23 protein-coding genes are annotated in these 23425 nt (G+C 62.2%); 8 read left to right on the top strand and 15 right to left on the bottom strand.

The window, feature by feature from the left end:
• Window positions 1-56: 56 nt before the first annotated feature.
• The 14 genes from EFD56_RS02135 to EFD56_RS02075 all read right to left on the bottom strand — a co-directional run bounded on the left by EFD56_RS02135 (window position 57) and on the right by EFD56_RS02075 (window position 15121).
• Window positions 57-320 carry a hypothetical protein gene (locus tag EFD56_RS02135; RefSeq protein WP_126904501.1) on the bottom strand — a complete coding sequence of 88 codons (264 nt, stop codon included), beginning with the start codon at window positions 318-320 and terminating at the stop codon, window positions 57-59.
• Window positions 321-421: 101 nt separating this feature from the next.
• Window positions 422-652, bottom strand: a complete 231-nt coding sequence (locus EFD56_RS02130; protein ID WP_029531786.1) for a hypothetical protein — start codon at window positions 650-652, stop codon at window positions 422-424.
• Between the two features lie 183 nt (window positions 653-835).
• A complete protein-coding gene (locus tag EFD56_RS02125; protein WP_016735799.1) occupies window positions 836-1084 on the bottom strand; it encodes a hypothetical protein in 249 nt (82 codons plus the stop codon).
• Between the two features lie 66 nt (window positions 1085-1150).
• Entirely contained in the window at window positions 1151-1558 is a 408-nt protein-coding gene (locus EFD56_RS02120) for a membrane protein (RefSeq protein WP_012489956.1), read from the bottom strand.
• A gap of 13 nt (window positions 1559-1571) precedes the next feature.
• A complete protein-coding gene (locus tag EFD56_RS02115; protein WP_170965660.1) occupies window positions 1572-1862 on the bottom strand; it encodes a hypothetical protein in 291 nt (96 codons plus the stop codon).
• A gap of 216 nt (window positions 1863-2078) precedes the next feature.
• A complete protein-coding gene (locus tag EFD56_RS32530; RefSeq protein ID WP_016735802.1) occupies window positions 2079-2240 on the bottom strand; it encodes a hypothetical protein in 162 nt (53 codons plus the stop codon).
• Between the two features lie 84 nt (window positions 2241-2324).
• Complete coding sequence (locus EFD56_RS02110) at window positions 2325-2513, bottom strand: hypothetical protein (protein WP_004678167.1); 189 nt, start codon at window positions 2511-2513, stop codon at window positions 2325-2327.
• A gap of 9 nt (window positions 2514-2522) precedes the next feature.
• Complete coding sequence (locus EFD56_RS02105; protein ID WP_009998647.1) at window positions 2523-2705, bottom strand: hypothetical protein; 183 nt, start codon at window positions 2703-2705, stop codon at window positions 2523-2525.
• An 11-nt stretch (window positions 2706-2716) separates the two neighbouring features.
• Complete coding sequence (locus EFD56_RS02100) at window positions 2717-2932, bottom strand: hypothetical protein (protein ID WP_009998651.1); 216 nt, start codon at window positions 2930-2932, stop codon at window positions 2717-2719.
• A 93-nt stretch (window positions 2933-3025) separates the two neighbouring features.
• The gene (locus EFD56_RS02095) at window positions 3026-3226 is read right to left on the bottom strand and encodes a hypothetical protein (RefSeq protein WP_064830184.1); all 201 of its coding nucleotides are present in this window, start codon (window positions 3224-3226) and stop codon (window positions 3026-3028) included.
• A gap of 17 nt (window positions 3227-3243) precedes the next feature.
• Window positions 3244-5151 (bottom strand): 4-alpha-glucanotransferase, encoded by a 1908-nt coding sequence (gene malQ, locus EFD56_RS02090; RefSeq protein ID WP_126904500.1) that lies wholly within the window; start codon window positions 5149-5151, stop codon window positions 3244-3246.
• Window positions 5152-5178: 27 nt separating this feature from the next.
• On the bottom strand, window positions 5179-6951 hold the full coding sequence (treZ, locus tag EFD56_RS02085; protein WP_225881517.1) for a malto-oligosyltrehalose trehalohydrolase: 1773 nt from the start codon (window positions 6949-6951) through the stop codon (window positions 5179-5181).
• 183 nt (window positions 6952-7134) lie between these two features.
• Window positions 7135-8808, bottom strand: a complete 1674-nt coding sequence (locus tag EFD56_RS02080; RefSeq protein WP_096477425.1) for a response regulator — start codon at window positions 8806-8808, stop codon at window positions 7135-7137.
• Between the two features lie 10 nt (window positions 8809-8818).
• A complete protein-coding gene (locus EFD56_RS02075; RefSeq protein WP_126904498.1) occupies window positions 8819-15121 on the bottom strand; it encodes a HAMP domain-containing protein in 6303 nt (2100 codons plus the stop codon).
• 213 nt (window positions 15122-15334) lie between these two features.
• Here EFD56_RS02075 and EFD56_RS02070 point away from each other — a divergent pair, with 213 nt between their 5' ends.
• The 6 genes from EFD56_RS02070 (at window position 15335) to EFD56_RS02045 (ending at window position 19934) form a co-directional block, all read left to right on the top strand.
• Window positions 15335-15787, top strand: a complete 453-nt coding sequence (locus tag EFD56_RS02070) for a hypothetical protein (RefSeq protein WP_004678174.1) — start codon at window positions 15335-15337, stop codon at window positions 15785-15787.
• A gap of 27 nt (window positions 15788-15814) precedes the next feature.
• The gene (locus EFD56_RS02065) at window positions 15815-16096 is read left to right on the top strand and encodes a hypothetical protein (RefSeq protein ID WP_064829567.1); all 282 of its coding nucleotides are present in this window, start codon (window positions 15815-15817) and stop codon (window positions 16094-16096) included.
• A gap of 2 nt (window positions 16097-16098) precedes the next feature.
• Window positions 16099-16968 carry an alpha/beta fold hydrolase gene (locus EFD56_RS02060; protein ID WP_126904497.1) on the top strand — a complete coding sequence of 290 codons (870 nt, stop codon included), beginning with the start codon at window positions 16099-16101 and terminating at the stop codon, window positions 16966-16968.
• Window positions 16969-17113: 145 nt separating this feature from the next.
• Window positions 17114-18139, top strand: coding sequence for an ABC transporter substrate-binding protein (locus EFD56_RS02055; RefSeq protein WP_064829569.1), 1026 nt, complete (start codon window positions 17114-17116; stop codon window positions 18137-18139).
• Window positions 18136-19176 carry a FecCD family ABC transporter permease gene (locus EFD56_RS02050; RefSeq protein ID WP_064829570.1) on the top strand — a complete coding sequence of 347 codons (1041 nt, stop codon included), beginning with the start codon at window positions 18136-18138 and terminating at the stop codon, window positions 19174-19176. Before EFD56_RS02055 ends, EFD56_RS02050 begins: the two co-directional genes overlap by 4 nt.
• Entirely contained in the window at window positions 19173-19934 is a 762-nt protein-coding gene (locus tag EFD56_RS02045) for an ABC transporter ATP-binding protein (RefSeq protein WP_064829571.1), read from the top strand. Before EFD56_RS02050 ends, EFD56_RS02045 begins: the two co-directional genes overlap by 4 nt.
• 24 nt (window positions 19935-19958) lie before the next feature.
• Here EFD56_RS02045 and EFD56_RS02040 read toward each other — a convergent pair whose 3' ends face one another.
• On the bottom strand, window positions 19959-20426 hold the full coding sequence (locus tag EFD56_RS02040) for an Lrp/AsnC family transcriptional regulator (protein WP_004676083.1): 468 nt from the start codon (window positions 20424-20426) through the stop codon (window positions 19959-19961).
• Between the two features lie 152 nt (window positions 20427-20578).
• Between EFD56_RS02040 and EFD56_RS02035 the strand changes: the two genes are divergently transcribed.
• Window positions 20579-21757: an amino acid aminotransferase gene (locus EFD56_RS02035; protein WP_064829572.1), complete on the top strand. Its 1179-nt coding sequence runs from the start codon at window positions 20579-20581 to the stop codon at window positions 21755-21757.
• A 34-nt stretch (window positions 21758-21791) separates the two neighbouring features.
• Entirely contained in the window at window positions 21792-23420 is a 1629-nt protein-coding gene (locus EFD56_RS02030) for a thiamine pyrophosphate-dependent enzyme (protein WP_064829573.1), read from the top strand.
• The last annotated feature ends 5 nt before the right edge of the window (window positions 23421-23425 follow it).

The raw sequence follows: 23425 nt of genomic DNA, 5'->3' as shown, positions 1-23425 counted from the left end.
TGAACGCGGGGGACGTCGCAAGTTCGGACGCACAAGCGCTTCACACGGGATTTGCTCTAATCAAAAAGCTCGCCATGTCCGATCTGCTCCCGCTTGCCCGGCACCTCGCTGATGACGGGATCGTCGGCAGGATCGGGATCTTTTCTGTTGGCTTCGTTCAAAAACCGCGCGGCCTGAAGGAATGCGACCGATATTTCCTCGGTGCCCCATCCGGCTTCATTGGCGGCTGCGATCATTTTTTCCAATGCGTCGCGTGCAGCGGCGCTAGCTTCTTCGAAGCGCTGCGCGGGAGCTTCGGCTTTCGGCCGTGGAAAGGTCATCGTCTTCCCTCCATAGACTGGCTAATCGAGGATGAACGCAGTTCCCGGGAAATGGATGCACGATGAGGACGATTTAGCTGCGGACGCGCTGATTTTCTCTATCAGATGACCGTGCGCAGCAGAAACGGGGAACGCTCCAGCGGACGCTGGGCGAGGATTCTCAGCATCGCCGAGCCCTGTATGCCGGTCGTGGTGCGCGAGCGGCCATCATGATAGATGACCGTCATGACCTGGCCAAGAATGTCATAGCGGATCTGCGCGATCGTCCGGGTGTGAACCGGAAATACGAATTCGTCGGGCTCTGATATTTGCCCGGAGGTCTCCAAAGTCATCGCCATGCCCCAACGATAATAGCGCCTCTGCCCCTCATTTTCGCCGTTCCAGCGCACCCAGCCCGGAAATCGGAAGCGCCGAATGTCCCAATTATGCACATATTGCCTTAACCGTCGCGTGACATCGGCGTGACATGCCGATCCGTGTTAGAAAAACAGCGCGGCGCTTCGAATGTCACGCAATCAGTGCAACGTCTTCGGCAATGCATGGGCGTGAACGGCCCGCGGCCAGTATTCGACGGTGAGCGCCAACGACCGGACCGCCTCGTCCATCCCGAAAACCACATCCCTCAACCGCTCGATCTCACAATCGAGCTCATACACCTCCAACTCGTCACGATCATCTCCGTCAAGCAGCCGCCTCGCCGCTTCGATCAGGCGCTCCGCGCGTCCGACGATATTGAAAGCGCTTCGTATAATGAGGTCGAGCATCCCGTTTCTCCCGCTGCTTGACAAAGCGTCTTGCAGAATCAGGATGCTGGCAATCCCGAAATCTTGTCAGATCCATCCGCGGGCCCGGTCAATATAGTCCCTGAGGTCGTGCAGGACGGATGGTTCGCGATGGCGCGGCGCCAGAACCTGGCGTGAAGCAAGGGCAAGCAGACCCACGACAGCAACCATGAGCGCCACTGTCGAGAGCGGATATTGTTTCACAACTGTCTCGGTCTGACGGATCGCCTGACTGGCGCTGTCCTTGGCCAATTGGCCTGCATCGAGGATCTGCTGCTGGAGCGTCTCCAGTTGTCTGCGCAAGGCGCTCAACTCTGCGCGCAGGTCTTCTTCAGGCTGGCGGGGGACCCCGACGGATGCGGTGTTGACATCGATGATGGCTTTCGGCACCGGCTCACCGATCTTTGCTCCGGTGGTGTCAAGCGTCGGCATCTCATTGGTCTTGCGGCGCGGCATGTCACATCTCCTCCTAGTCATCGTCAAGTGAAAAGACCGGCCGATAATGGCGCTCGGCGATCAGCAGGCTTCGGTCAGGCCGGATGATGTATATTTCCTCAACCTCTCGTCCCCATTGATCCGTGAAGCTGTGCGGGAAGGAAGACCCGATCGGCGACTTGGTGAGCTTCGTGCGAGGCTGGCCGCCATAGGTAATACTACCCGGAATGGGCGTGAGGCCGGCCGAAGAGTAGCTGCCCACGCTGGTCGTGCAAGCAGCCAGGGCGACGGCACAAAGCAACGGCAATGCCACTCTCCGCTTCATCGAACTCCTCCTGCCGCTTCGGCGTCGAACGCTCCGCCATAGTAACAAGCATCAATGGGCATTGTTCCAGAAGCGGCCGTCCGCCAGGACGGCGCGTCGCGCCCCGGCCTAGGCGGCTGTCTGTCGTGGCGGATGTTTATGAAACATGGATTGGGATAATCCCGGCCGCGCGCAACCGGTCTTGTGCTCGCGTCGGCAATGGTGCTGCCGGGACGCCTAAAGCTTATCGCTGCGACGCCTTACCACGTGTTTCAAAGCCAGCAAGTGTCTGCGTCGCTCCAGCATATAGTCGGCATAACCAACGCAGATAAACAGCAATGTCGGGCCGGCGTAGATGCCGATGAGAGCCAATGCAACAAGGATGAATGCGGTCGTCATGGTCTGTCTTCTTCCATCATGTTGATCCCATAAAGCGGCGGCCCCATTCTTTCGGCTGGTCAGGTTTCGCCGCTGGTCTGTCCCTCACTTCCGTTGCGGGTCATGGCTATGGTGGCGATCATGCTCGCCCCCTCCGCCCGAGACCTTGCTTTGCGTGCGCTTGTCGGGCTCCGCTGCCGGCTTCGGAATGTCGAGCGGAGCCTTGGCATTTTCATGGGAAGCGCCGGGACCACCCTGGCGGATGGTCGCGGCGCTCTTTTTGGACGTGGACATCGATGCCTCCTAGCGATCCTGCTGGTAACCCTGATGGGTCGTGTTGACCTTGGTGTTGCCTTGCTGACCCTTCTTGTCGGGGTCTTCGCCGCCGCTTGCCATCGCAGTGTCCTCTGCCTTGGTCTTCACCGACTTACCTGCGCCCTTGCTGCTGACGTTGCCTGCTGGAATTGGTGGTAGCTTACTGCTCATCGCGCCTCTCCTCAGTCAGGGTCTCGATTGGAGCTGTGATCGGAATATTGCTCGGTCTGAACCGTCTTGCCGTCCAGGCCGCGCTCCTTGGAGTGTTGTGCCTTGTCGCGGTTCGAAAGGACCGCGTTTTCGGGAAGCTGTGCCTCTTTGAGGTCGGTCATGGCGCCGCTGCCATCCCCCTTACCCTTCGCGCCAGCGCCGATATGTTTCCGGTCGGCATGTGCCATGGTTTTCTCCTTGATGATCATGTCAAACAATCCAGATCCGCCGAGGTTCCGGGATCGACGGCAAATCGGCCGGAGGAACACGCCAGGTCGGTCCTAGCGATTGCAGAGATGCCGTCGCAACTCGTCCTTCCGGATGAAAAGGTCGGTTTTGCCGGGCTCGTGATCGGGATGCGATACTTCGACATCGAGATCATCGGAAAGCGCGAGCGCCTGCCCGGCATTCATGATGCCGAGCGGGACACGCCCTTCTTCGGTATCCACCGCGACTTCGACCAGCTGTTTCTTGGAAATCATCTCGGCAATCCTTTTTCCTATCTATTCAGAATCCGCCGGCTTCCCATTCGTTCCCTTGCCCTACGATTTTGCGGCCTTTCCTCGCGCATCGCCTCCGTTACGCGCTTGACGAGCGGGCTCGACATCATGTCCTCGAGCAAAACCGACAACTTCGGCTTCCAATTCGGATAGCTGTCGCTGGTGCCTGGAATATTGGTCGGGTTTTTCTCGTCGGTGAGATCGGCGAGGCGCACCGCGACGAGAAGTGACGGGGTTCTGGCGATGTAGCGATAGGCGCTGACGGTCAATTCCCTCAGCGCTTCCCGACTTGCCGTTGCGTCAAGACGTTGGGGCAGGCCGAGACCGGCTGCCCTGAGTGCCGCCTTCAGGCTTTTCCGCTCGCGCTTGCGTTGTTCGAGATGTTTTTCAGTGAGATCCGGCGGGACGATGCCGTGCTCGCGCCGGTCCTGAATGTCGGCGCCGCGCCACCAGCCGGCCAGGGTCTGGTGATCGTGCGTCGAAATGCAGGCCAAGGCAAGAACGGGGTAGGTATCCGGCGATTTGAAGCCGTCTTCGTCCTGTTCATAGGACAGGATCCGATAAGAGAGAATGCGGGCCGACACCAGATCGTCGGGTAGGTCTTCGGGGATCATTCCCAAGGCTTCGCCGATGACAAGGCATCGATGCTCGGCCGACGTTTCGGCCAGGATCTGCAGGAGCCTTTCCTGGGGATAGCGCACATAGCCGCCGCCCTCCGGGCTGCTGCCGAGCGGCACCAGAAAGAGCCGCCGGAGCGCCGGGGCATGGTCGATGCGGATCGCGCCCGCATAGCGCATCCCAGCCGTCACCATCCGACGGAAGGGAGAAGTTTCTCCCGATGCGATCCTGGACGGCAGATAGCCGGCAAGATGCCAGTCCTGCCCGTCAACCGCGAAGGGATCGGGTGGACTGCCGATGGTGGCCTTGGAAATATAGACCTCTGGCTGGCTCCATGTCGCCGAGCCGTCGACTGCCTCGCCCACCGCAAGATCGAGATAGAGCCCGATCCGCATACCGGCCTTCAGTGCCCGCTCCGCCGCCTGCATCATCTGCCGGTGGGCGAGCCACTGCAGCCACATATGGAACCGCACATCGTCTTGATGATCGCGCTCGAATTCTGCGACGGCTGCGCTGTCGGCGCGCTGAAAATCTGCGGGCCATGTCTGCCAGCCGGCGCCGGCGCCGCGCCCGGCCATGGACAGCGACAGGCATTCGAACAGAGCGTGCCGCCGCAGGTCCTCGCCGCCTTGCGCCACGAAGAGGTCGAAATCGGCCGGAGCATAAGCCTTGTCGACTGGGCTCCGCCCCCGCCACCCCGGCCAGAGATCGCGCAGCGCCTGAAGCTTGACCGCAGCCACCTCAGCATAATCGACGAGATCGGTCCGGCGAAGCCTCTCCAACTTTCGGTCGAGTGCTCGACTCAAGACAAACCCGGGGACGCAGTCGACGGCGATATAGAGCGGGTTGAGATGCTGGCGGCTGGATGGTTCATAAGGACTGCAGCGGTCGGGATCGGCAAGAAACGGCGCATGAAGCGGATTGAGTCCGATGAAATCGGCGCCGAGCGATCCTGCCAGATCCGTCATGACGACAAGATCCTCGAAGTCTCCTATGCCCCAGTTGCGCGCCGAACGAAGCTCGTAGAGCTGCAGGCTGATGCCCCAGATCCGCGTGCAGGAAAGAAACTCCGGCAGGTATGACCTCGGGATCTCCTTGAGCGTCTGCTTCGGCTCCTGCCGCGTCCCGGCCGTCTCGCGATCAACCGCAGCCGACAAGTCAACCTTCAGTGCCGAAAGTAGCTTGCGCTTGGTCCGGCCGGAGATCGCCACTTCCCGATTGTCGGGACTGGGCCTTGTCGGGATGATGCCGTGCCGGCGGGCGAGACTTTCGAGCTCCCAGGACCTCATAATTCGATCGCCTTCATTTCGGCCCCCTTACGCTTCGCCGATGCTCCAGATCACCGTCCATGGGGCAAGATCTCCATCGTCATTGCGACCGAGACGGAAGATCGTTTCGCCGTCCTCATGCCGATGGCCAAGCCTCGCGGCCTCGTCACTGAGATTGGCGGCGAGATGAAGGCGCCGGTTGCCGGCAAGCGTCCAAGCCACCGCAACCGCTGCTCCAGCCGACTGGAAAGTCGCATGTCCGGCGGCTCCTTTCAGCAAGGGAATAATTCGTTGACGTCGTAGGCCGAGAAGCATCCTGTAGAAGTCGAGGGTCTCCGAGGAGGCGAGTTTCTCCCAGTCGAGCTTTGCAGCAGCGAAGGTCGACGGCGCCGTCGGGTCGAGAAGCTCGCCGGCATCGAAGCCCGGCAGGCGCGACAGCTCCTCGCGCCGGCCTTTCCGGACTTTGTCGTTCAGATCCTCGTCGAAATCGCAAAAAAACGGAAAAGGCTCGTCGGCGCCCCATTCCTCGCCCATGAACAGCATCGGAACCTCGGGCGCCAGCAGGTAGATTGATGTGACTGCCTTGACGGCATCGGCCGGGCTTACGGCCATGATGCGGTCGCCGAGCGCCCGGTTGCCGATTTGGTCGTGGTTCTGGATGAAGGACACGAAGGCAGTCGGCGGCAGGTGGCCGCTCGGCCTGCCCCGGCTCCCGCCGCGATAGGGCATATGCTCGCCCTGAAACACGAAGCCTTCCGCCAGCGCGCGGCCAAGCTTGTCGGCATCACCGGCGTAGTCGGCATAATAGCCGAAGGTCTCGCCGGTCGCAGCGATATGCAGCACATGGTGCAAGTCGTCGTTCCACTGGGCCGTGAACAGGCTCGGCTCGCCGCTTTCATCGCGCTGCAGCAGCTCGCTGTCGTTCTCCTCGTTCTCGACGATCAGATGGACGTGCCTGTCGCCGGCGGCTGCCCGAACACGGCGGGCGAGCGCATGCAGAAGATGTTCCTTGCTGTCGTCCTTGATGGCATGGACGGCATCGAAGCGAAAACCGTCGAGCCGGAACGCGGTAATCCAGTAGATGGCGTTCTCGATGATGAATTCGCGGATCATCCCGGAGCCGTCGCCGTCGTAATTGACGCCGTGGCCCCAGGGGGTCTTGTGATGATCGGTAAAAAGCGGCGCGTAGGATGGGATATAGTTCCCGTCCGGGCCGAAGTGATTATAGACGGCGTCGAGGAAGACCGAGATGCCGCGCTCATGTGCAGCGTCCACCAGCGCCATGAGATCTTCCGGCCGGCCGTAGCTGCTGTCAGGAGCATAGGGAAGCACGCCGTCATAGCCCCAGCTGTAGCGGCCAGGGAATTCAGCGAGCGGCATGATCTGCAGCGCCGTCACGCCCAATGCCTGCAGATGGTCGAGCCGCTCGATCGCAGCCTTGAAAGTACCCTCTGGCGTGAAGCAGCCGATATGCAGTTCGTAGATGATCATTTCTTCCCAAGGCCGGCCGGTCCATTCGCTGGTGTTCCAGCGATAGGAAGAAAGGTCGACCACTTCGCTCGGGCCATGCACATCCTGCGGCTGGAAGCGCGAGGCCGGATCGGGAACCTCGAGGCCGTCGGGCAGCACGAAACGGTAGCGCATGCCGGCTCCGGCATCCGCGACCAGGCAGCGATGCCAGCCATCTTCGCCCGCCTGCATCGGACGAGGGTCCGCGCCTTCGATCCTCAATGACACGCTTTCATGCAGAGGAGCCCAGAGGCGGAACAGAATGCCGTCTTCGCTGAAGGCGGGGCCGAACGTCATGTTGGTCAAGGGCATGCCTTTGATGAATGGACGGAACCTGGGTAACTTTTGCAGGAGCAAAAAGTTTCGTCTGCAAGCGGACGTGTGAGCTGTGGTGTCAGCAGCGTGCCGGCCGAGAGGGAGTGGGATTTCCTAAGCTCATCACAATCGCACGCTGCCTGCCTATCAAAGTGAAGGGCCAGCCGCTCGCTTCGTCGATCACGCCGCAGCGACCTTGTCCCGGAGCGCTTCGTCCATGGCCGCCTGAAGCTGCTCTTGGGTGAACGGCTTCGTCATCCTGAGCATCCGGCCGAGCCCCTGGTCCTCGGCAAGCTCGACATAGCCGGAAGCGAGGATCACGGGCAGGTTGGGAAAGGCTGCACGAAGGTGGCGCGCAAGCTCGGCGCCGGTCATGCCCGGCATGGCGTGATCGGTGATAACCAGATCGCACTCCTGCCCGCCGGCGAAGAATTCCAGAGCCTGGGAGGCGGAAGACGCCTCCCGCGGCAAATGTCCGAGATCCTCCAGCATCGCCACAGTTCCAGTCCTGACGAGCGCATCGTCGTCGACGACAAGAATGGCGAGCGATCGCGACACCGGCTTCACCGGTTCCGCCGCTGTCGGCACGTCCGCCGCCTGCGCCCTGGTGAAGCTCTCGGCGACGGGCAGCCAGAGTGAGACGGTGGTGCCCTTGCCTCTCGTGCTCGAAATCTGGATCGAGCCGCCCGATTGCGCTGCCAGGCCGTGCACCATCGACAGGCCGAGGCCGGTGCCCTTGCCGATCCCCTTGGTGGTGAAAAATGGCTCGGCGGCACGCAGGACCGTCGCCTCGTCCATCCCTTCGCCATCGTCCGAGACCGATATCTTGATGTAATTTCCGCCCGCAAGGCCGGTCGGCCGTGCCTCCTCCGCAGCCGCCGCGACCGTCACCGCACCGCCGCTTTCGAGCGCATCGCGTGCATTGACGAAGAGGTTGAGCAGCGCCAGCTCCAGCTGATTGCTGTCGACCAAGAGCGGCGGCAGATCCGCCGGGATGCACTTTCGGATCTCGACGCGCGGTCCCACCGCCTTGGCGAGCAGATCCTCGATATTTTCAAACAGCCTGAGGAAGTCGACTGCCTGCGGCTTCAGTTCCTGGCGCCGCGCGAAGGCGAGCAGGCGCTGGGTGAGCGCCGTGCCGCGCTCGGCCGCCTGGATGGCATTCGTCACCAGGCGTTCGCTGCGCTCGTCCGCCGGCAGCCGCTTCTTCAGCAGGCTGAGGCTGCCGAGCACTGCCATGAGAAGATTGTTGAAATCGTGCGCCACGCCGCCGGTGAGGTGACCGATCGTGTCGAGCTTCTGCGCTTCGAAAAGCTGCGCCAGCGCCTCCTCACGCTCGCGCGTCCGCTGGTCGATCCGCTGCTCGAGCTCCTCGTTCAGTTGACGCAACTGGATGGCAGAAGCCTCGAGCTCGGCGGTGCGCTGGTGCACCCTGGCTTCCAGATCGGCGTTCAGCCGCTCGAGCTCCCGCGTCTTTCTGTAGAGATCGGCAAAGACCCGGACCTTGGCCCTCAGCACCTCGGGCACGATCGGGACGGAGACGTAGTCGACGGCACCGACCGCATAGCCGCGCAGCCGGTCCGGTTCGGCCAGCATGACGGCCGAGACGAAGATGATCGGCGTGTTCTGATAGCGCGGGTGTTGCCGGATCATGCTGACGAGCTCGAAACCATCCTGTTCCGGCATGCAGACATCTACCAGGATGACGGCGATTTCAGTGCGCAGCAGGTGCTCGAAGGCTTCGCGGGCCGACTGCGCCTTGATGAGGTTCTCCTCGAGCTCCTCGAGAATGACCTCGTAGCTCAGGAGTTTGGCGGGCTGGTCGTCGACGAGGAGGATGTTGACGGGGTTCATGGCCGGATCCTCAACGGTGCAGCCACATGCGCAGCGCCGACAGCAGCTGCTCGGTGTTGACGGGCTTCGCCAGGTAATCCGACGCGCCCGCCTCCAGGCATTTCTCCCTGTCGCCCTTCATCGCTTTGGCCGTCAGCGCCAGGATCGGCAACCGTCGGAAGCGGGGTTCCGAGCGAATGACCTGCATCGTCTCGTAGCCGTCCATCCCGGGCATCATGATGTCCATCAGCACGATCGCAACCGAGGGCTCGGTGTTGATGACGTCGATGGCTTCGCTGCCGGTCGTCGCGGTCAGAACCCGCATGCCGCGGCGCTCCAGCACGCTGCTGAGTGCGAAGATGTTGCGAGCGTCGTCGTCGACGAGCAACACGGTCTCGCCGACGAGATCCTCGTCCGAACTGTGCAACTCCTGCAACGTCGCCTGTTTGGCCGCCGGCAGATCGGCGACGACCCGGTGCAGGAACAATGCCGTCTCGTCGAGAAGCCGCTCGGGGGACTCCACACCTTTGACGACTACGCTGCGGGCCATGCTGTGGAGCGTCGCGTCCTCCTCCGCCGAGAGCTCCCGGCCGGTGAAGACGACCACCGGCACCTCGCCAATCTCGACATCGTCGCGTATCTGCTCCAGCACTTCGAAGCCCGACATATCGGGAAGAGAGAGATCGAGCACCACGCAGTCGGCGGAATTGCGCCGCAAGGCGGCAAGCGCCTCGGATCCGGAGCCGACGCTGGTGATGTCTATGTCGTCATGTCCGAGAAGCGCAGTGACGCTCAAGCGCTCCGCCTCGTCGTCCTCCACGAGCAGCAACTGCTTGCGGCGCGGCTCGGCATAGGCCTTCAGGCGCGACAGCGCCTTGCCTAGCCCTTCCGGCGTCGTCGGTTTGCTCATGAAGGCGAAAGCGCCGCGTGTAAGCCCATGCTGCCGATCCTCGTCGAGACTGATGATCTGCACCGGAATATGCCGGGTCTGCGGGTTCTGCTTGAGCTGGCTCAGCACCGTCCAGCCGAGCATATCGGGCAGGAAGATATCGAGCGAGATCGCCGACGGCTTGTATTCCTGCGCGAGCGTCAGCGCATCGCTGCCGCGCATCGCCACCAGCACCTTGAAGCCGTTGTCGCGGGCGAGATCGACGAGAACGCGGGCGTAATGCGCATCGTCCTCGACGACGAGCAGCACCGAGTCGCCGACCTCGATCCGGTGACGGTCGTCGGTGACATGTTCGGTAGGCTTCTCGGCGCGGCGGCTTGCCGCGGCCTCGGCAAATTCTACGACATTCGCCGGCGGTGGAAGCGGCCTTGGTGGAACGGCACCGGCGCCGACATAGGTCAGCGGCAGGTAAAGAACGAAGGTGCTGCCGACGCCGGGCGTGCTGCGCAGCTGGATCTCGCCACCGAGCAGGTTTGCCAGTTCACGACTGATCGCCAATCCGAGGCCGGTGCCGCCATATTTGCGGCTCGTCGAGGCATCCGCCTGCTGGAACGCCTCGAAGATGATGCGCTGCTTTTCCGGCGGAATACCGATGCCGGTATCGACGACTTCAAAGGCGATCACCGACGGCGCGTGCCGGAGCGAGGGGTGATCCGACGACCAGCCGCTCGTCGCCGATGCGACGCGCAGTGTCACGCCGCCCTGCGCGGTAAACTTGAAGGCGTTCGACAACAGGTTCTTGAGGATCTGTTGGAGCCGCTTGGAGTCGGTAATGATGCTCTTCGTAACATCGGCGCCGACCTCGACCGCGAAGGACAGGTTGCGCGTTTCCGCTTCGTGCCGGAACGGTCGCGCCATCACCTCGAGCAGGTTGTTGACGAAGATCTCCTCGGCATCGACGGAGACCGTTCCGGATTCGATCTTGGAGAGATCGAGAATATCGCTGATGAGGTTCAGCAGATCGGTGCCGGCGCCATGGATTGTCTTGGCGAATTCGACCTGCTTGCCCGACAGATTGCCGTCGGGGTTTTCTCCGAGCTGCTGACCGAGGATGAGGATCGAATTCAACGGCGTGCGCAGTTCGTGCGACATGTTGGCGAGGAATTCGGATTTGTATTTCGAGGTCAGAGCCAGCTCGGCCGCCTTTTCTTCCAGCGCGCGCCGCGCCTGCTCGATCTCCTGGTTCTTCGCCTCGACTTCGACGTTGCGTTCCTCGAGCTGCTGCGCCTTCTGTCCGAGCTGTTCGTTGGTCTGCTGCAGTTCGCGCTGCTGTGTCTGCAGCTCGGCGGCGAGCTGCTGCGATTGCTTGAGCAGGCCTTCTGTCTGCATCGTCGCTTCGATCGAGTTGAGAACGATGCCGATCGATGTCGTCAGTTGATCGAGGAAGGAGAGCTGCAGCTCGGTGAATTCGCCGGCCGAAGCAAGCTCGATCACCGCCTTCACCTGGCCCTCGAAATGCACCGGCAGCACGATCGCGCTTCTCGGCAGGGTGGTGAACACGCCGGAGCTGATCGGTACGACATTCTCGGGCAGATCGGTGACGAGGATGCGGCGGGCATCGCTGGCGCACTGTCCGACGAGACCCTGGCCGAAGTCGAGCCGCGGCGGATGCGCTGCCTCGCCCCCTTGCGCATAGACCGACAGCAGCGACAGGAACGGTTGGCTCTCGTCGGCATCCACCTGGTAGATGACGCCCTGATGGGCGCCGACCAGCGGCGCCAGCTCCGACAGCAGCATCTTGCCGACCAGCGTCAGGTCGCGCTGGCCCTGCAGCATGTTGGTAAAGCGCGCAAGATTGGTCTTCAGCCAGTCCTGCTCGGTGTTGCGCTCGGTGGTGAGCCGCAGGTTGTCGATCATCGTGTTGATGTTGTCCTTGAGCTCGGCCACTTCGCCGCGCGCATCGACCTTGATCGAGCGCGTCAGGTCGCCCTTGGTGACGGCGGTCGCCACTTCGGCGATGGCGCGCACCTGCGTCGTCAGGTTGGCGGCGAGCAGGTTGACGTTGCCGGTCAGATCCTTCCAGGTGCCGGCTGTGCCCGGCACATTCGCCTGGCCGCCGAGGCGGCCTTCGACGCCCACTTCGCGCGCCACCGTCGTCACCTGATCGGCGAAGGTGGCGAGCGTATTGGTCATGTTGTTGATGGTTTCGGCAAGGGCTGCCACCTCCCCCTTGGAGGCGACGGTGAGGTTCTGCTTGAGGTCGCCGTTTGCCACCGCCGTCACCACCTTGACGATGCCGCGCACCTGCTCGGTCAGGTTGGCGGCCATGACGTTGACCGTGTCCGTCAGGTCCTTCCAGGTGCCGGCGACTCCCGGCACCTGCGCCTGGCCGCCGAGCTTACCTTCGGTGCCCACTTCGCGAGCCACACGCGTCACTTCGCCGGCGAAAGCGTTGAGCTGGTCCACCATGGTGTTGATGGTATTTTTCAGTTCGAGGATTTCGCCCTTCACGTCGACGGTGATCTTGCGCGACAGGTCGCCGCGCGCCACGGCGGTCGTCACTTCGGCGATGTTGCGCACCTGGGTCGTCAGATTGGCGGCGAGCAGGTTAACGTTGTCGGTCAGGTCCTTCCAGGTGCCGGCAACGCCGGGAACGACGGCCTGGCCGCCGAGGCGGCCATCGGTGCCGACTTCGCGGGCCACACGCGTCACCTCGCCGGCAAAGGAGCGAAGCTGATCGACCATGGTATTCAGCGTGTCCTTCAACAGCAGGATTTCGCCGCGGACATCGACGGTGATCTTGCGCGACAAGTCGCCATTGGCGATCGCGGTCGCCACCTCGGCGATGTTGCGCACCTGCGCCGTCAGGTTGCCGGCCATCGAGTTGACGCTGTCGGTCAAATCCTTCCAGGTGCCGGCCACACCGGAGACCTGCGCCTGACCGCCAAGCTTGCCTTCGGTGCCGACTTCGCGCGCCACACGCGTCACTTCGCCGGCGAAGGCGTTGAGCTGGTCCACCATGGTGTTGATGGTGTTCTTCAGTTCCAGGATTTCCCCCTTCACGTCGACGGTGATCTTGCGCGACAGGTCGCCGCGCGCCACGGCGGTCGTCACTTCGGCAATGTTGCGAACCTGGCCGGTGAGGTTGGAGGCCATGGAATTGACGTTTTCGGTCAGATCCTTCCAGGTGCCGGCAACACCCGGCACCTGCGCCTGGCCGCCGAGCTTACCTTCGGTGCCGACTTCGCGGGCGACGCGCGTGACCTCCGAGGCGAAGCGGTTCAGCTGATCCACCATGGTGTTCAGCGTTTCCTTGAGCTCGAGGATTTCGCCCGAAACCGACACCGTGATCTTCTTCGACAGGTCGCCATTGGCGATGGCCGTGGAGACTTCCGCGATGTTGCGCACCTGCGCCGTCAGATTGCCGGCCATCGAATTGACGCTGTCGGTCAAGTCCTTCCAGGTGCCGGCGACGCCGAGCACGTTCGCCTGGCCGCCGAGACGCCCTTCCGTGCCGACTTCGCGCGCCACGCGCGTCACCTCGCCGGCAAAGCCATTCAGCTGATCGACCATCGTGTTGATGGTTTCCTTCAGCTCCAGGATTTCGCCCGAAACCGGAACGGTGATCTTCTTCGACAGGTCTCCCTGGGCGACGGCGGTCGCAACCTCGGCAATGTTTCGCACCTGGCCGGTGAGGTTGGAGGCCATGGAGTTGACGCTGTCGGTCAGATCCTTCCAGGTGCCGGCCACACCGCGCACGTTTGCCTGGCCGCCGAGCCTGCCTTCCGTGCCGACCTCGCGCGCCACGCGCGTCACTTCGCCGGCAAAACCGTTCAACTGGTCGACCATCGTGTTGATGGTTTCCTTGAGCTCGAGGATTTCGCCCGAAACCGGGACGGTGATCTTCTTCGACAGGTCGCCATTGGCGATCGCGGTCGAAACCTCGGCGATATTGCGCACCTGCGCCGTCAGGTTGCCGGCCATCGAGTTGACGTTTTCGGTCAGGTCCTTCCAGGTGCCGGCGACACCGCGCACATTGGCCTGGCCGCCGAGCCGGCCTTCCGTGCCGACTTCGCGGGCGACGCGCGTTACTTCCGAGGCAAAGGCGTTCAGCTGGTCGACCATCGTGTTGATGGTTTCCTTCAGCTCGAGGATTTCGCCCGACACCGACACGGTGATCTTCTTCGACAGGTCGCCATTGGCGATCGCGGTCGAGACTTCGGCAATGTTGCGCACCTGTGCCGTCAGGTTCGAGGCCATGGAATTGACGTTGTCGGTCAGATCCTTCCAGGTGCCGGCGACACCCGGCACCTGCGCCTGACCGCCCAGCCGGCCCTCGGTGCCGACCTCACGCGCCACGCGCGTCACCTCGCCGGCAAAGCCGTTGAGCTGGTCGACCATGGTGTTGATGGTTTCCTTCAGCTCCAGGATTTCGCCCGAGACGTCGACAGTGATCTTGCGCGACAGGTCGCCGCGCGCCACGGCCGTCGTCACCTGGGCGATGTTGCGCACCTGCGCCGTCAGATTGCCGCACATGGCGTTGACGCTGTCGGTCAGATCCTTCCAGGTGCCGGCGACACCCGGCACCAGCGCCTGGCCGCCGAGCTTGCCTTCGGTGCCGACCTCGCGGGCCACACGCGTCACTTCCGAAGCGAAGGAGCGCAGCTGGTCGACCATGGTGTTGATCGCTTCCTTCAGCTGCAGGATTTCGCCACGCACGTCGACGGTGATCTTCTTGGACAGGTCGCCATTGGCAACGGCGATCGTCACTTCGGCGATGTTGCGCACCTGCGCCGTCAGGTTCGACGCCATTGAATTGACGCTTTCGGTCAGGTCCTTCCAGACGCCGGTCACCTCAGACACCTGCGCCTGGCCGCCGAGCTTGCCGTCCGTGCCGACCTCGCGAGCGACGCGCGTCACTTCCGAGGTGAAAACGCTCAGCTGCTTGATCATCGTGTTGACGATATCAGCCGAGCGCAAAAACTCCCCTTTGAGCGGCCGGCCGTCGACGTCGAGCGGAACGGTCTGCAGCAGGTCACCCTTGGCGACCGCCGTGATCGTGCGCGTCACCGCCGTCGTCGGCCACAGCAGATCGTCGATCAGACCGTTGATCGACCCCTCCATCTCGGACCAGGACCCGTCGGAAAGGCCGAAGCGCACCCGCGTGCTCGTTCGCCCGTCGCGGCCGACGACCTGGCCGACATGTTCGAGTTGCTGGGCCATGCGCTGATTGGCGGCAATGATGTCATTGAGGGCGTCGGCGATCTTGCCGGTGACGCCGGTGAGATCGGAGCGCATTCGCACGGAGAAATCGCCGCGCCTGACCGCGACCAGGACCTCCAGGAGAGCACTGGCGTCATCGAACGCCATCGTTTTGTGGTCGCGCCCAATGAGGCTGTCTGCCGCGCCATTGTCGCGCGCGAATTCGCTGGTTTGGTTGCTCACGAAAATCCCCCTCTTCGACGACTGGTATTTAGTGCTCAACTTGGAAAATGGTATGGGCCATCCCCGGTAGAGTTTATCACGATTTATCATTCAAAATGAACTTAATAGCTGCACAAATCCGAAGCCGCGTACGAAGCCGGCTTTGCCGTTTTTCGCGCAGGCTGGAACCGTTCCCCGCCGGCCGTCGTTTCCGTCCTGACAATGGAGAGCGACATGTCGAACGTCTCGAGGACTGGCAAGGAAGAGATCAACAACGCGACGAGCCCGACCACCTTTGGAAAATCGGTCGAAAGTCAGGCGCAGATGCAGGATGCGGCGGCGGAAGCCTCGCCCGATGCCGGCCAAGAGCTACTCAACGTCTATCGGCTGGAACCGATCGCCAAGCCGGACGATCCGAGATGGGCAAACGCGCCGGGACACGGCATCGTTGTCGTCGCCGCCAGGACGCCCGGCGACGCCAGGATCGTCGCCGCGGCCCGCGAGCTCGATTTCATGGAAGTGGATGCGGCACCCGCCGAGGACGTGACGACCGCCAATGCCAGTGCCTTCCGCGATGACAAGCTTTATACTGTGATCGAGATCGATCGGAACAGGCGCGATCTCAGGCGCGGCATTCTTGACGGGACTGTATCAATCGAAACGATCCGGCCTGTCGAGCCGGACTAGGCATCCTATCCTACCCTGGGGGTTCTCATGAATACTGCCAATCTGCAGCTCAAGGGCCTGATCATGGCGATGGCCTCGATTTGCGACGCGATCGTCGAAAAGGAATTGCTCACCCGCGCGGAAATCGATGCCGCGCTGTCCAATGCTCAAAAGGCGATCGAGGAGGATGACGACCACGAGCTGTCCGGCGCCAACCTCGCGGCGATCCTGTTTCCGATCCGCGTGCTGAAGCTGGCGGGCGAGGCGGGCCGGAAGGGCGAAGGCGCAACGTTTTCGGACTATGCCAAGCTCGTCGGAAAGCTCGGCTGAGCGTGTTCGAAGGCTTTTCTCTTGAGACAGTCGATGTAGGGCTGGGTTCACTTCGCGTCCGCATCGGCGGCGAGGTACCCGCCGTTCTGCTTCTCCACGGCCATCCCAGGACACATCTGACCTGGAGCAAGGTGGCGGATCTGCTTTCGCCCGATTACACGGTCGTTTGTCCCGACCTGCCCGGCTTCGGCCGCTCCTATCAGCCTGTCGACGCTGCCGAAAGCAAGAATTCCTCCAAGCGAGCCAAGGCAGAAGCCCTCGTCGAACTGATGCGACGACTGGAGCACGAGAACTTCGTGGTCGTCGGCCACGACCGCGGAAGCCTGACCGCCTTTCGCATGGCAATGGACCACCCTGACCGCGTTCGGAAACTCGTCATCGCCGACGGCATCCCTGTTATCGAGCATCTCGAACGCGCCGATTGGCAATTTGCGAGAGACTGGTATCACTGGTTCTTCTTCGCCCAGCCGGCAAAGCCGGAGCGGGCGATTTTGGCCGATCCCCTGGCGTGGTATGACAAACTCTCGCCGGCGCTGATGGGCAGGCTGGCTTACGACGACCTCATCGAGGTCATCCATGATCCTCACGTCATCCACGGAATGATCGAGGATTATCGCGCCGGCCTCAGCGTCGATCATCTCCATGACCGCGCGGATCGCGACGCTGGCCGGAAAGTCACCTGCCCCATGCTCTGCCTCTGGTCGCTCCGCGACGACATGGAGCAGATCTATGGCGATCCCGTCGCCATCTGGCGGAACTGGGCGGATGATGTACGCGGCTTCGGCATAGACAGTGGCCACCATGTTGCCGAGGAGAATCCGGAAGCCTTGTCTGCGGCGATCCGGGAGTTTCTCGAAGCGGATGGTGCCTAGGCTTGAGACGCGTTTCCGTAGCAGGCGTCCGGCAGCAATGTCGAATGGCGGTCGATTTTTTCGATAAGTTGATCTTTTAAGTCTTGTTTCAGGGCCCATCCTGGGGCTATAGGGCGGCCAGACACTTGCGCACCGGGATTTCTAAGTGACCAGCCTCAAATCAATCGCCGCCGCTTGCGGCCTCTTCACTGTGATCGGCCTTGCCGCAACGCCGTCGTTGGCGGGTTCGACCACCTATCCCCTGACGCTCGAAAACTGCGGCGCCGAGGTCACCTTCAAGAAGGCGCCTGAGCGGGCAATCGGGCTTGGCCAGAACAGCGCGGAAATCCTGCTGCTGCTCGGCCTCCAGGACAAGATGGTCGGCACCGCTTTCTGGCCGAGCAAGGTGCTGCCGCAGCTCACTGAGGCCAATGCCAAGGTCAAGCTTCTGACTGTCGAAATGCCCACTTTCGAATCGATGCTCGCCGAAAATCCAGACTTCGTCGCCGCCGCTCTGCCGAGCCTGGTCGGACCAAACAGCAAGGTCGCCAAGCGCGAGGATTTCGACAAGGTCGGCGTCGCCACCTATCTCTCGCCCAGCACCTGCCTCAGCACCAAGGACGTCAAGGACCAGTACGGCAGCCGCGGCGAGCTGTGGAATATGGATCTTCTCTACAAGGAGATCGACGAACTCTCCCAGATCTTCGACGTCACCGACCGCGGCCAGGCGCTGATCGCCGATGTCAAGGCGCGTGAAGCCAAGCTGCGCGGAAGCGTTGCCAAGGATGGCCAGAAACTGTCCTACGTCTTCTGGTTTTCCAGCCCCAGCCCGTCGGCCGATGCCTATGTCGGCGGCAAGAACAGCGCCTCCGGCTTCATCGCCGACCTGCTCGGTGGACGCAATGCAATCGACGCGGCTGCGGAATGGCCGACCATCGGCTGGGAAGGCATCATCGCCGCCAACCCCGACGTGATCGTTGTCGCCAGCCTCGACCGCAACCGCTGGGAGCTCGACAAGCCCGAAGCCAAGATCAAGTTCCTGAACACCGATCCTGCCGTCAGCCAGATCCCGGCGGTCAAGAACAAGGCGCTCGTCGTCATGGACGGTCAGGCGATGAACCCGACCATCCGCACGATCTACGGCGCCGAACAGGTGGCCGAGCAGCTGAAGGCCCTCGGTCTGCTGAAGTGACCGAGGCGGGCCGTCTCTTCCGGCAGCTGGGAACACTCACCGCACTGCTTCTGGCTTCCCTCTGCCTTATCGCTGTCGCCATCGGCGTCAGCGTCGGGATCGGCGACCTGCCGATTCCGCTCGCAACGACGTTTTCGGCCGTCACCAATCGGCTGGGCTGGACCGCGATCGAGCTCAACCGCATCCACGAGACGGTCATCTGGGATTATCGCCTGAGCCGGGCGCTCGTCGCCGCCTTCTGCGGCGCCGGGCTGGCGCTGTCGGGCGCCGTCATGCAGTCGCTGCTGCGCAACCCGCTTGCCGAACCCTATGTGCTCGGCATCTCCGCCGGCGCCTCCACCGGCGCCGTCGCGATCGTCATCCTGGGCCTCGGCGCCGGCGCGGTATCGCTGTCGGCAGGCGCCTTTGCCGGCGCCTTCGCGGCCTTCTTCTTCGTGGCGCTGCTGTCGAACGGCACGCGCGGCGGCGCGGACCGCACCATCCTTGCCGGTGTCGCCGCATCGCAGCTCTTCAACGCCTCGACCTCCTATATCGTCACCACCTCGGCCAATGCGCAGCAGGCCCGCGACGTCATGTTCTGGCTGCTCGGCAGTTTCGGCGGCGTGCGCTGGCCGGAATTCGCGCTGGTCTCGGTCGTCGTTGGCCTCGGCCTCGTCGCCTGTCTGTTCTATGCCCGCGTGCTCGACGCCTTCGCTTTCGGCGACGAAGCCGCCTCCTCGCTCGGCGTCAATGTCGGCCGCGCCCGCATGGCGCTCTTCGCGCTCACCGCGATGATGACGGCGACGATCGTCAGCATGGTCGGTTCGATCGGCTTTGTCGGCCTCGTCGTGCCGCATGTCGCGCGCTTCGTCGTCGGGCCGCTCCATATCCGCCTGCTGCCGGCCTGCGCCATCGCAGGGGCGATTTTCATGGTGCTCGCCGACATCGCCGCGCGCGCCCTCATTCCCGGCCAGATCCTGCCGATCGGCGTCGTCACGGCGCTGGTCGGCGTTCCCTTCTTCGCGATCATCCTCTACCGGTTCCAGCGCGCGTCATGAGCATCAAGGCCGACAACCTCACCTGGAAAATTGGCAGGAAGACCATCCTCGACGGCGTTACCATGGAGGCGCAGCCCGGCCGGATGCTCGGCCTGCTCGGGCCGAACGGCTCCGGCAAGACCTCGCTGCTCAGGCTTCTCGCCGGCCTCAAGCGCCCGCATTCCGGCAGCGTCACGCTCGACCGGTACGACATTGGAAAGATCGACCGCCGTTCGATCGCCCGGCGCATCGCCTTCGTCGAGCAGCATGCCACGACCAATGCCAATCTGAAGGTCGTCGACGTCGTCAAGCTCGGCCGCTTCCCGCATCGGTCGATGTTCTCCGGCTGGACGAGAGCCGACGAAGAGGCGGTCGAAGCGGCGCTCTCCCGTGCCGGCATGGCGGAAAAGCGTGACCATCGCTGGCAGGACCTGTCGGGTGGAGAAAAGCAACGCACCCATATCGCCAGGGCGCTTGCCCAGTCGCCTAGGGAATTGATCCTCGACGAACCGACAAACCATCTCGATATCCAGCACCAGATCGGCCTGATGCGGCTCGTCTCCGACCTGCCGATCACCAGCATCGTCGCGTTGCACGATCTCAACCATGCCGCCATGTTCTGCGATGCGCTGATCATCATGCAGCAGGGCAAGATCGTCGCCTCCGGCGCGCCGCAGGACGTGCTGAGCGAAAGCCTGTTGCGCGACGTCTTTTCGATCGAGGCCCGCGTCGAGTCCTCCCCCTATCATTCGCGTCCGCACATCCATTATCTCAGGTAAGGCGGCGGCAGCCGCGCGACGCACTCACGTGACGATTTGCAGCGGCAGAGCGGTTGTCTTCTTGATCGTTTTCAGGACGATGCTTGACTTGACTGAGGCCAGGTTGTCGGTGACCCGGATCATTCTTTCGAGAAATTGGCTGAGATGGTCGAGATCGCGCGTCATGACTTTCATCAGAAAATCAGCGTCGCCTGTCTGCGAATAGCACTCCAGGATCTCCGGCGCGGTCTCGATGAAGCGATGGAGCCGTTCGTTTCCACCTTCCGTATGCGCCCTGAGACTGACGAGGGTATGTGCGACGACGCTGAAGCCCAGCTTGGCCGGGTTGAGAATAGCCACGACGCTCTGGATATATTGCTCGTTGCGCAGCCTTTCGAGGCGGCGTGCGCATTGGGTCGCAGACAGATTGACCTTCTGAGACAGCTCGCTCTGCGTCGTCTCGCTGTTTTGCTGGAGAGCCGCAAGCAGTTTGATGTCGAACTGGTCAAGCATAGCCAACACTCCCATTCAAGGTGAATTTCTGCGCATCATACCGATGTCGCGCAGATTCTCTGCATAATTCGGTTAACGAAGGAGGATAATCGCAGAAATTCGCCACCCGACTTCCGCTAGTCTCCGATGAGAGAAAAAACGGAGGTGGATCTGTGTTTGAAGAACTGAAGAGCCGGCCGGCAGATAGCCTGCTTGCACTCATCAAGGCCTTTCAGGCCGACGAGCGCAGCGGGAAGATCGACCTCGGGGTTGGCGTTTATCGCGACGGCATGGGACGCACGCCGGTCATGCGCGCCGTAAAGGCAGCGGAGCAGTTTCTCCTTGAGACCCAGGACAGCAAGAAATATCTCGGCCCGGAAGGCGATCTGCAATATGTGCGCCTGTTGCAGCCGATCATCTTCGGAAAGGCGCCGTCGTTCGCCCCACGCCTCGTCGGCATTCAAACCCCCGGCGGCAGCGGCGCACTGCGTCTTGGCGCCGAACTCATTCAAGCGGCAAATCCATCCGCGAAGGTCCTGCTGGGAACACCGAGCTGGCCGAACCATGCGCCGATTTTCGGTGCGGCGCGCTTGGCCGTTAAGGAATATGCCTTCGTCGACCTGGTGTCGCAGCAGGTGAAATTCGACAGCGTCATCGAAGCCTTGTCTGCGGCCAGTGCAGGCGATGTCGTGCTCCTTCACGGCTGCTGCCATAACCCGACCGGCATTGATTTCACCGAGGAACAGTGGCTGGAGATCACCAAGCTCGTCGTTGCGCACAAGCTGGTGCCGTTCATCGATCTTGCCTATCAAGGGCTCGGCGACGGCCTCGAACAGGATGCCGCGCCGACACGCATGATCCTCGAAGCGGTCGACGAGGCACTGATCGCCTATTCCTGTGACAAGAATTTCGGTCTCTATCGCGAGCGCGTCGGCGCGCTCTATGTCATGACCCGCACCAGCGATGAAATTGGAAAGGCCGAAAGCAACATGGCCGCCCTCGCCCGCGTCAACTGGTCGATGCCGCCCGATCATGGTGCGGCGGTCGTCAGGACCGTTCTGGAAAACACCGAGCTATCGGCAATATGGCGCGCCGAACTCGCGGAAATGTGCGAGCGCGTCAACGGCAATCGGGCGGCGCTCTCAGCCGCCGCGCCGGATCTCGCTTTCATCAGCCGGCAGCGCGGCCTGTTCTCCAATCTCTCCATGTCAAAAGATATCGCAGTGGCGCTGCGAGCCAGGCATGGCATCTACATGGCCGATTCCGGGCGGATGAATCTCGCGGGCATGCAGCCGGCCGACGCCGGCGCCATCGTTGCCGCACTTCGAGCCGAAGGTTGCTTGAAGCGATAGTGACATAACCGAACTCAAGTCATTGGATTTCCAAATGAGCAGGAAAGAAACGACCGGCCAGGCGATCGCCCGATCGCTTGTCGCCCATGGAATCGACACGGTCTTCGGCATTCCGGGCGCCCACATGTATGACTTCAACGATGCTCTTTACGGCGCCGGTGACAAGCTTCGCTTCATCCATACCCGGCATGAACAGGGCGCCGGCTACATGGCCTACGGCTATGCCAAATCCACCGGCCGGATTGGCGCCTATACTGTTGTCCCCGGCCCAGGCGTCCTGAATTCCGGCGCAGCACTTTGCACCGCTTACGGCGCCAATGCGCCGGTGCTTTGCATTACCGGCAACATCATGTCGCACCTGATCGGCCGAGGCAGAGGCCAGTTGCACGAGCTGCCGGATCAGCTCTCGACAATGCGCGGAATTACCAAGGTGGCGGAGCGCATCAATCACCAGTCCGAAGCCGGCCCTGTCCTATCAGGGGTCGTCGGGAAGATGCTCTCCGGCCGGCAGGGTCCGGGGGCGATCGAAGCGCCTTGGGATGTGTTTGGACAATCCGGCCCGGAAGTCGATCTTCCCACGGGCGCAAGCGCACCTCGTCCGGCAGTCAACCCGGATCAGATCGCGGCCGCAACGGCACTGATATCAGGCGCCAGGAACCCGATGATCATGGTCGGCGGCGGTGCGGCAGATGCCGGGCCCGAGATTGCTGCTCTTGCGGAACTGCTGCAGGCGCCGGTTACCTCGCATCGCTCCGGCAAAGGCATCGTCGCCGACGATCACCCGAACTATCTGAATTTCGTCGCGGCTTATGAATATTGGAAGAAGGTGGACGTCCTGATCGGCATCGGCAGCCGGCTCGAATTGCAGTTCATGCGGTGGAAGTGGCTGCCCAAGGGCCTCAAGATCATCCGCATCGATATCGATCCGACCGAAATGGTTCGTCTCAAGCCCGATGTCGGCATCGTCGCCGATGCCGAGGCCGGAACGCAGGCGCTGATCGATGCGCTGGCAGGTTCCCGCCGCGAGGATCGCACCAGCGAGTTCGCCGAACTAAACAGCGAGGCCATATCTCGCTTCTCAAGCGTGCAGCCGCAGCTCGCCTATCTCGATGCCATTCGCCAGGCTCTTCCAAGAGATGGCTTCTTCGTTGAGGAGGTCAGTCAGATGGGCTTTACCGCCCGCTTTGCCTTCCCCGTCTACGGCCCGCGTCAGTATGTGACGTGCGGCTATCAGGACAATCTGGGTTTTGGTTTCAACACCGCCCTCGGTGTTAAGGTCGCCAATCCCGATAAAGCCGTGGTTTCGGTTTCCGGCGACGGCGGTTTCATGTTCGGCGTTCAGGAACTCGCCACTGCCGTCCAGCACAAGATCGCCGTCGTCGCCGTCGTCTTCAACAATTCGGCCTATGGCAACGTGTTGCGCGACCAGAAACAGGCCTATAACGGCCGCTACCTCGGGTCCGATCTCACCAATCCGGATTTTGTCGCCCTTGGGGAGAGCTTCGGTATCCGGTCGTTCAGAGTGACGAGTCCGGGAGAATTGAAAAACAGGATCGAGGAAGCCCTTTCTCTCGACCAACCTGTTCTCATCGAGGTTCCGATCGAAAAAGCATCCGAGGCAAGCCCTTGGCCCTTCATTCATCCGGCGCCGCACGCCGAATAGATCCC

The sequence above is a fragment of the Rhizobium phaseoli genome, assembly GCF_003985125.1.
Classification (GTDB): Bacteria; Pseudomonadota; Alphaproteobacteria; order Rhizobiales; family Rhizobiaceae; genus Rhizobium; species Rhizobium phaseoli.
Note: the sequence above shows the minus strand (reverse complement) of the source record. Positions and strands in the feature narration are given on the sequence as shown.